Consider the following 9,028-nt stretch of genomic DNA (forward strand, 5'->3'; position numbering starts at 1 on the left):
GTAACTCAAAATCCGAACAGTCGCTTGCATCTGATATACGCGACAACTGGAAAAACTCTAACTCGGTGGCCAGTTTTTGTTGACCACTTCAACGTTGACCAGGCTGCCAGCGGCGTTGCCTACAAAGAGCGGATGAATATACCGGTAATTGCAGAACAGGTAGCCCGTGAGCAACCGGAGAACCTGCACACCTATTTCATGGAACGGCTACGATACTGGCCGGCGTTGAATTAATCCACATGATGTGCAAGGGGCAATATCAGCATCCTCAGAGTGATGGATTGTCACCCGCGGAACAATTTTATCTGCTAGCTGTATGAAAAAACAGCAATACAACTTTTGCTGACTTTCCACCGTTAACGCGACACAACCTTTGTTCCTGGGCTTCACGTTGCAGAGCCGGTAATCTCCGTCTCTTTAAATTAAAAAGACGGAGACTATTAAAAACTCATTAAAACATCAGGAAACAACAGATTCCCCGTAAAACGCTACAGCCTGTGCAGACTGGGAGTCCATATCATCATGGAGATCTCTGGAGTATGGGAGGGAGTTGACTGTCGATATAAATATACTGTCATTTTCTAAAGTGAAAATTTCTGATTCGAGACTACCAATATCACCACGTACAGGATTAGTCCACCCACTAAACAGTAAAAATCCCCATTCCTGAAAAAGCCCGGAATTCACTTCACGTTTTACATCATGAAACATTTCTCCCGTCAGTTCATCGAATGGGACATTATTGATATCGCGTCGTGCCGGGACAGTCCCTTTTTTATCCTCAATCCAAAACAATGCATTGTAAAATCTGTCCGACGTTGCGGTACGAGGTTTAAAGAAGCGATAAGGTTTAATTAAATAAGATGACACATTTTTCCCTGTGGCTTTATCCTTCGCAAAAATAACAAATGTTTTACCAATGCAACTTTCATCAATATCATTTGAAAATGACACCACGCCGTCCTGATTTACAGTCAGCGAATTGTCTCCCGCATTGGTGACAACACTCCAGTCCAACGTATTATTATTGACAACATCATTGTCAACCACCATCTGAAATGTCGCCCCTGGAAATAATGTTTTCGGGAATGAACCATTAGCCATGTCTTTTTTTATATCGAAAACATGGTGGCTCACTAGAACACCGGTAATTTTTGGCATAAAAAACTCCTTATTTGTTTAATTGAAATGCGATCAATAAATTCGATCACCAGAGAGATATTATTACTTTTACAAGAATAAATGTTGTTATTTGTTTATTATAAAACAATCATCACCCAGAAAAGAAAAAGATGCAGCTCGTTAACAAAAACCTTTGTGGCATATTAAGGTTGTGTCGCGTTAACGGTGGAAAGTCAGCAGATAAAATTGTTCCGTGGGTGACAGCCATTACCGCGAAGGCATATTGCAAGGGGCGTTGCTTGTGGTCGATTCCTCACTCACTCCAGTTGATGGTTCGCTGCTTGTATGTGCTATAGAGGAGGAATATCGCATAAAGAGATATCGGAAGCATCCGCGCCGCTTCAGGCGTGCGCCTTACGAGTTTGGTGAGTACATCGCGTTACTGAGCCGCCAGGATGATGCACTTGTGCGCTGGCGTATAAAATCGATCAGCAGAAAACGTTGCGGTAAGTGCGGCGAGAGAGTTCCTGTTAATTCATGCCCGTGTAATGGTGACTCACAATGCTGGGTGACCAAAGGCTGATTCGAATTTAAGAACTGAAAGAACACCAAGCCGCCTGATGGCGGTTTTTTATTGGAGACAAGAAATGTCAGATTTGGCTATGAAGATTTTGAAATGGCAATCGACTGGCGATGTTGGCATCAGTAGCGCAACTCTTGCCTCAATCGCATGTGGACTGAAAAAGAATATCTATGGTCATCACTTCGGCGCTCCACATGACGCAGCCGATTTCCGGCGATGCGTTGCGCTTGTCGAGCAGATTCCAGAAATCAGAGATTCATTCGACAAGGTTGCAAAGCGCGTTCCGGCATTCAAAGGCATCCTCAACGAATGGGATTCCCTCGTTGCTCTGTTGAAGTCTGAAATGAAGATACACGGAAACAAAGCACCAGAGACTTACAGAAGAATTAGCGAACTACGCAAGGACTAACCATGGAATCACACAGCCTCAAACCCAATGAGGCCTGTTAACCCCCCCCTTTCATTCCAGCACCGGAGAAAACAATGAGCGAAGTTAACTTAATTGTGCCCAATGACTGGGTGACAGAGCAAAAACTGATCGAAATTACAGGTTTACGCCCAGGAACCATTGAGAGAGCACGTAAACAATCCTGGCTTGTCGGTCGTGAATATCTCCATGTTGCACCGGACGGTATTCCAAAAGAAAACAGCGAATGCATGTATAACCGCAAGGCTATCGACCAGTGGGTTGAAAGTATGTCAAAAAAACAGCCTGGTGCGCGTCGATGAAGAACCGTTTATGCTTAATACGCTCTTGGGCGTCAGGAGGGAACAATGGCTAAGACAGCATACCCAACAGGCGTTGAGAACCATGGCGGATCACTCCGCATATGGTTTATGTATAAAGGCACACGAGTACGGGAAAGTCTCGGTGTGCCGGATACACCAAAAAACAGGAAAATAGCTGGCGAGCTACGAGCGTCTGTTTGTTTTTCCATTAAGACGGGTAATTTCGACTATGCCGCTCAGTTTCCGGACTCTCCCAACCTGAGAAAATTTGGTGCGGAAAGTAAGGAAATTACCGTCGCAGACCTGGCTGAGAAATGGCTGGATCTGAAAAAGCTGGAAATCAGTACCAATGCGATGGGGCGTTACAGCTCCATTGTAAGAAATATGGTTCCCCGAATCGGAGGCAACAGACTTGCATCTGCTGTGACCCAGGAAGAACTGCTGTTCATACGAAAGGATTTGCTGACCGGATATCATGTTCTGAAACGTGGGCAAAAAACACCCATTAAGGGACGTTCCGTGCCAACAGTTAATAACTACATGAACACCATGGCGGGGATGTTTCAGTTCGCAGCCGACAGCGGATACATCAAAGAAAATCCGTTTGCAGCCATTTCGCAACTGAAGAGATCACGAACGGAACCTGATCCGTTAACCCGTGATGAATTTGTCAGGTTGATTAACGCATTTAAGCATCAGCAATTAAAAAATATGTGGTCACTGGCTGTTTATACGGGAGTTCGCCACGGAGAGTTGGTTTCTCTGGCATGGGAAGATATAGACCTGAAGGCTGGGACAATGACGATCAGAAGAAACCACACATTAACGAAAGAGTTCACTCTTCCTAAAACCGAAGCGGGAACAAACCGTGTTATCAACCTAATTCAACCAGCAATAGACGTGCTTAAGAATCAGGCTGAAATGACACGGCTTGGTAAGCAGTATCAGGTTGAAGTGAAACTTCGTGAGTATGGTCGAACTGAAATGCATCCGTGCACTTTTGTTTTCAATCCGCAAATCGTTACGCGTAATGGCCTTGCCGGGTACCATTATGCAGTTGGGTCGATTAATCAGTCATGGGAAACTGCAATGCGACGCGCCGGGATTCGCTACCGCAAAGCATATCAGTCCAGGCACACTTATGCATGTTGGTCTTTGACCGCTGGAGCTAACCCTAACTTCATCGCGAAGCAAATGGGACACTCGGATGCTCAGATGGTTTATCGCGTTTACGGATCGTGGATGGCAGAAAACAATCAGGATCAGGTATCCATTTTAAACCAGAAATTGAGTGAGTTTGCCCCATCCATGCCCCACGCTGTGGGATCGGATGTAATTAAACAAGCATAGTCAACAGGTTACAAAACCTACACCTGCATGGACATCATTTCCTGGTACGCCGCCACCAGCTTATTACGCACCTGAATCCCCATTTGCATCGAAACCGACGCTTTTTGCATATCGGTCATCACATCGTTTAGCGCCACGCCGGGTTCACCGAGGGTGAATTTTTCTGCCTGGGTGCGGGCGGCGGTTTGCGTATCACTTATACGATTGAGCGCGGCATGAAGTTGTCCGGCAAAACTGATGCCAGGTTGTGGTAGTGATTCCTGCGCACGGGCACTCATCGCCGTAGCCTGTAACTGGCTGATAACCCCTTCAATCCCCTGTATGGCTGACATATTCATCTCCTGGACCATTTCTGGTAGCAGAGATTAACAGTAAGTCAATAAGATAAAGGCGTTAAATAACGATAAAAAACCGGGTTAATTGGCGCATAGAAAAAAATAAAACCACAAATAATGAGGCCGTCAATTTTTCGAGTTTGCTGACCCGGGAGTGCGTCTTGTTCCACTTTGCCAATAACGCCGTCTTTCATCTGCCGCGAGGTGCGCGATGAATACGACTGCAGCCCAGACAAAATCTCTTGAGTGGCTTAATCGCCTACGCGCGAATCAGAGAATCCCTTTGATTGTTGCTGGTTCCGCTGCAGTGGCAGTGATAGTCGCGTTAGTTCTATGGGCAAAAGCCCCTGATTACCGCACGTTATTCAGCAACCTTTCCGATCAGGATGGTGGCGCGATCGTCAGCCAACTGACGCAGATGAACATCCCCTACCGCTTTAGTGAAGCCAGTGGTGCAATTGAAGTTCCGGCGGATAAGGTCCATGAATTGCGTCTGCGTCTGGCGCAGCAAGGCTTACCTAAAGGCGGAGCGGTCGGCTTTGAACTGCTCGATCAGGAAAAGTTTGGTATCAGCCAGTTCAGCGAACAGGTGAATTATCAGCGAGCGCTGGAAGGCGAACTTTCTCGTACCATCGAAACTATCGGCCCGGTAAAAGGGGCTCGCGTGCATCTGGCGATGCCAAAACCGTCTTTATTTGTCCGTGAACAAAAATCCCCTTCCGCATCGGTAACGGTGAATTTATTGCCAGGACGAGCGCTGGATGAAGGGCAAATTAGCGCCGTTGTGCATCTGGTTTCCAGTGCAGTAGCTGGGCTGCCACCGGGTAACGTTACACTGGTGGATCAAGGTGGGCATCTGTTAACCCAGTCCAACACCAGCGGGCGCGATCTCAATGACGTTCAGTTGAAATATACCAGCGATGTCGAAGGCCGCATTCAGCGTCGTATTGAAGCAATTCTGTCGCCTATTGTCGGCAACGGCAATATTCATGCGCAAGTCACAGCGCAGCTGGATTTCGCCAGTAAAGAGCAAACAGAAGAGCAGTATCGCCCTAATGGCAATGAGTCACAGGCAGCACTTCGTTCCCGTCAACTGAATGAAAGCGAGCAGAGCGGTTCCGGTTATCCGGGCGGCGTGCCGGGGGCATTGTCTAATCAGCCCGCGCCTGCAAATAACGCGCCGATCAGTACGCCTCCGGCAAATCAAAACAATCGCCAACAACAGACGAGCACCACCAGCAATAGTGGGCCGCGCAGCACACAGCGTAATGAAACCAGCAACTACGAAGTCGATCGCACCATTCATCATACCAAAATGAACGTCGGCGACGTGCAACGTCTGTCTGTCGCGGTAGTGGTGAATTACAAAACGCTGCCGGATGGCAAACCGTTGCCACTGAGCGCCGAACAGATGAAACAAATTGATGATCTGACCCGCGAGGCAATGGGCTTTTCGGAAAAACGCGGTGATTCGCTCAATGTCGTCAACTCGCCGTTTACCAGTAGTGATGAAAGTGGTGGTGAGTTGCCGTTCTGGCAACAACAAGCGTTTATCGATCAGTTACTGGCTGCCGGACGCTGGTTGATGGTGATACTGGTGGCGTGGCTGCTGTGGCGTAAAGCGGTGCGTCCGCAATTAACCCGCCGCGCCGAGGCGGTGAAAGCCGTTCAGCAACAGACACAAACTCGCCAGGAGACGGAAGATGCAGTGGAAGTACGCCTGAGCAAAGACGAACAACTGCAACAACGCCGCGCTAACCAACGTCTGGGGGCTGAGGTAATGAGCCAGCGCATCCGCGACATGTCTGATAACGATCCGCGCGTAGTGGCGCTGGTCATTCGCCAGTGGATAAATAACGATCATGAGTAACCTGACAGGCACCGATAAAAGCGTCATTCTGCTGATGACCATTGGCGAAGACCGGGCGGCAGAGGTATTCAAGCACCTGTCCCAACGAGAAGTGCAAACCCTGAGCGCGGCAATGGCGAACGTCTCGCAGATCTCCAACAAACAGTTAACTGAAGTACTGGCAGAGTTTGAACAAGAAGCCGAACAGTTTGCCGCACTGAATATTAACGCCAATGATTATCTGCGTTCAGTGCTGGTCAAAGCGCTGGGCGAAGAGCGTGCCGCCAGCCTGCTGGAAGATATTCTCGAAACCCGCGACACTGCCAGCGGTATTGAAACGCTCAACTTTATGGAGCCGCAGAGCGCCGCCGATCTGATTCGCGATGAACATCCGCAGATTATAGCCACCATTCTGGTGCATCTGAAACGCGCTCAAGCCGCCGATATTCTGGCGTTGTTCGATGAACGCCTGCGCCACGACGTGATGCTACGTATCGCTACCTTTGGCGGCGTACAACCTGCCGCGCTGGCTGAACTGACAGAGGTGCTGAATGGCCTGCTCGATGGCCAGAATCTCAAACGCAGCAAAATGGGCGGCGTGAGAACAGCAGCGGAAATTATCAACCTGATGAAAACTCAGCAGGAAGAAGCGGTTATTACCGCTGTGCGTGAATTTGACGGCGAACTGGCGCAGAAAATCATCGACGAGATGTTCCTGTTCGAAAATCTGGTGGATGTCGACGATCGCAGCATCCAGCGTCTGTTGCAGGAAGTGGATTCCGAATCGCTGCTGATCGCGCTGAAAGGGGCCGAGCAGCCACTGCGCGAGAAATTCCTGCGCAATATGTCGCAGCGTGCCGCCGATATTCTGCGCGACGATCTTGCCAACCGTGGTCCGGTGCGTCTGTCGCAGGTGGAAAACGAACAGAAAGCGATTCTGCTGATTGTGCGCCGCCTTGCCGAAACCGGCGAGATGGTGATTGGCAGCGGCGAGGATACCTATGTCTGATAATCTGCCGTGGAAAACCTGGACACCGGACGATCTCGCGCCACCCCAGGCGGAGTTTGTGCCACTGATGGAGCCAGAAGAAACCGTCACTGAAGAGGCCGAACCCAGCCTTGAGCAGCAACTGGCACAACTGCAAATGCAGGCCCACGAGCAAGGTTATCAGGCGGGGATTGCCGAAGGTCGCCAGCAAGGCCATGAACAAGGCTATCAGGAAGGTCTGGCTCAGGGGCTGGAACAAGGACTGGCACAAGCAAAATCCCAGCAAGCGCCGATTCATGCCCGGATGCAGCAACTGGTCAGCGAGTTTCAGACCACCCTTGACGCGCTGGATAGCGTGATTGCTTCACGCCTGATGCAGATGGCGCTGGAGGCAGCGCGTCAGGTGATCGGCCAGACGCCAACGGTGGACAACTCGGCACTGATCAAACAGATCCAACAGTTGTTGCAGCAAGAACCGTTATTCAGTGGCAAACCGCAGCTACGCGTGCATCCGGATGATCTGCAACGTGTTGATGAGATGCTCGGCGCAACCTTAAGTTTGCATGGCTGGCGCTTGCGCGGCGACCCGACTCTGCATCCTGGCGGTTGTAAAGTCTCCGCTGATGAAGGCGATCTCGACGCCAGCGTCGCCACCCGCTGGCAAGAACTCTGCCGTCTGGCAGCACCAGGAGTGGTGTAATGACCACGCGCCTGACTCGCTGGCTAACCACGCTGGATAATTTTGAAGCCAAAATGGCTCAGTTGCCTGCGGTGCGTCGCTACGGGCGATTAACCCGCGCCACCGGGCTGGTGCTGGAAGCCACCGGATTGCAACTGCCGCTCGGCGCAACCTGTGTCATTGAACGTCAGAACGGCACTGAAACGCACGAAGTGGAAAGCGAAGTGGTTGGCTTTAACGGTCAACGGCTGTTTTTAATGCCGCTGGAGGAAGTGGAAGGCGTGCTGCCCGGCGCACGCGTTTACGCCAAAAATATCTCCGGCGATGGGCTGCAAAGCGGCAAGCAGCTTCCACTTGGTCCGGCGTTATTAGGTCGCGTTCTGGACGGCAGCGGTAAACCGCTCGATGGTCTGCCCTCCCCCGATACGACTGAAACTGGCGCCCTGATTACCCCGCCGTTTAACCCGTTGCAACGTACACCGATTGAGCATGTGCTGGATACGGGCGTGCGCCCAATTAATGCCCTGCTTACCGTTGGGCGCGGGCAGCGTATGGGGCTGTTTGCCGGATCTGGCGTTGGTAAAAGTGTGCTGCTGGGAATGATGGCGCGCTACACCCGTGCCGATGTGATCGTCGTTGGTTTGATTGGTGAACGTGGGCGCGAAGTAAAAGATTTTATTGAAAATATTCTCGGTGCCGAAGGGCGTGCGCGCTCCGTGGTGATTGCCGCTCCGGCGGATGTTTCTCCGCTCCTGCGAATGCAGGGTGCCGCCTATGCCACGCGCATTGCCGAAGATTTTCGCGATCGTGGTCAGCATGTGTTGCTGATTATGGACTCCCTCACCCGCTACGCGATGGCCCAGCGTGAGATTGCGCTGGCGATTGGCGAACCACCCGCCACCAAAGGTTATCCGCCGTCGGTATTCGCCAAATTACCGGCGCTGGTCGAACGTGCCGGAAACGGAATCAGTGGCGGCGGCTCGATTACCGCGTTTTATACCGTGCTCACCGAAGGCGATGACCAGCAGGATCCGATTGCCGACTCCGCGCGGGCGATCCTCGACGGTCACATCGTGCTGTCTCGCCGTCTGGCAGAAGCCGGGCACTATCCGGCGATTGATATTGAAGCCTCAATCAGCCGTGCAATGACGGCGTTGATCAGTGAGCAGCATTACGCGCGGGTACGCACCTTCAAACAGCTGTTGTCGAGTTTTCAGCGTAACCGCGATCTGGTTAGCGTCGGCGCGTACGCCAAAGGCAGCGATCCAATGCTCGATAAAGCTATCGCCTTGTGGCCGCAGCTGGAGGGCTATTTGCAACAAGGCATTTTTGAACGCGCGGACTGGGAAGACTCTCTCCTGGGGCTGGAACGTATTTTTCCGACGGTGTGATT

At 51.0% G+C, this 9,028-nt stretch carries 11 protein-coding genes and 1 pseudogene; 10 read left to right on the plus strand and 2 right to left on the minus strand.

The window, feature by feature from the left end; genetic code table 11:
- Window positions 1–33 precede the first annotated feature (33 nt).
- Window positions 34–234 (plus strand): DNA polymerase III subunit theta, encoded by a 201-nt coding sequence (locus D9741_RS17550; RefSeq protein WP_130216540.1) that lies wholly within the window; start codon window positions 34–36, stop codon window positions 232–234.
- A pseudogene (locus D9741_RS17555) lies at window positions 210–320 on the plus strand (IS6 family transposase); the annotation flags it as partial. The gene D9741_RS17550 and the pseudogene D9741_RS17555, both read left to right, overlap by 25 nt.
- A gap of 139 nt (window positions 321–459) precedes the next feature.
- Here D9741_RS17555 and D9741_RS17560 read toward each other — a convergent pair.
- Entirely contained in the window at window positions 460–1,161 is a 702-nt protein-coding gene (locus tag D9741_RS17560; RefSeq protein ID WP_130216485.1) for a hypothetical protein, read from the minus strand.
- 214 nt (window positions 1,162–1,375) lie between these two features.
- Here D9741_RS17560 and D9741_RS23635 point away from each other — a divergent pair, with 214 nt between their 5' ends.
- The 4 genes from D9741_RS23635 (at window position 1,376) to D9741_RS17580 (ending at window position 3,784) form a co-directional block, all read left to right on the plus strand.
- The gene (locus D9741_RS23635; protein ID WP_130216483.1) at window positions 1,376–1,705 is read left to right on the plus strand and encodes a hypothetical protein; all 330 of its coding nucleotides are present in this window, start codon (window positions 1,376–1,378) and stop codon (window positions 1,703–1,705) included.
- 64 nt (window positions 1,706–1,769) lie between these two features.
- A complete protein-coding gene (locus D9741_RS17570; RefSeq protein WP_032255648.1) occupies window positions 1,770–2,114 on the plus strand; it encodes a hypothetical protein in 345 nt (114 codons plus the stop codon).
- A gap of 74 nt (window positions 2,115–2,188) precedes the next feature.
- Entirely contained in the window at window positions 2,189–2,434 is a 246-nt protein-coding gene (locus D9741_RS17575) for an excisionase family protein (RefSeq protein WP_000005726.1), read from the plus strand.
- Window positions 2,435–2,479: 45 nt separating this feature from the next.
- Window positions 2,480–3,784 carry a site-specific integrase gene (locus D9741_RS17580; protein ID WP_001140296.1) on the plus strand — a complete coding sequence of 435 codons (1,305 nt, stop codon included), beginning with the start codon at window positions 2,480–2,482 and terminating at the stop codon, window positions 3,782–3,784.
- A 17-nt stretch (window positions 3,785–3,801) separates the two neighbouring features.
- On the opposite strand, the gene fliE is transcribed toward D9741_RS17580, so the two are convergent.
- A complete protein-coding gene (gene fliE / locus D9741_RS17585) occupies window positions 3,802–4,116 on the minus strand; it encodes a flagellar hook-basal body complex protein FliE (protein ID WP_130216481.1) in 315 nt (104 codons plus the stop codon).
- A 214-nt stretch (window positions 4,117–4,330) separates the two neighbouring features.
- Between fliE and fliF the strand changes: the two genes are divergently transcribed.
- From fliF to fliI, 4 genes are read left to right on the plus strand one after another with little or no spacing between them, the layout of a single operon-like run.
- Entirely contained in the window at window positions 4,331–5,989 is a 1,659-nt protein-coding gene (gene fliF / locus D9741_RS17590) for a flagellar basal-body MS-ring/collar protein FliF (RefSeq protein ID WP_130216479.1), read from the plus strand.
- Window positions 5,982–6,977 carry a flagellar motor switch protein FliG gene (fliG, locus tag D9741_RS17595; RefSeq protein ID WP_032184453.1) on the plus strand — a complete coding sequence of 332 codons (996 nt, stop codon included), beginning with the start codon at window positions 5,982–5,984 and terminating at the stop codon, window positions 6,975–6,977. Before fliF ends, fliG begins: the two co-directional genes overlap by 8 nt.
- The gene (fliH, locus tag D9741_RS17600) at window positions 6,970–7,656 is read left to right on the plus strand and encodes a flagellar assembly protein FliH (protein WP_130216477.1); all 687 of its coding nucleotides are present in this window, start codon (window positions 6,970–6,972) and stop codon (window positions 7,654–7,656) included. The genes fliG and fliH overlap by 8 nt, the downstream gene beginning before the upstream one ends.
- The gene (fliI, locus tag D9741_RS17605; RefSeq protein WP_130216475.1) at window positions 7,656–9,026 is read left to right on the plus strand and encodes a flagellar protein export ATPase FliI; all 1,371 of its coding nucleotides are present in this window, start codon (window positions 7,656–7,658) and stop codon (window positions 9,024–9,026) included. Before fliH ends, fliI begins: the two co-directional genes overlap by 1 nt.
- The last annotated feature ends 2 nt before the right edge of the window (window positions 9,027–9,028 follow it).

Source organism: Escherichia sp. E14V7, assembly GCF_004212225.1.
In the GTDB taxonomy this organism is placed as follows: Bacteria; Pseudomonadota; Gammaproteobacteria; order Enterobacterales; family Enterobacteriaceae; genus Escherichia.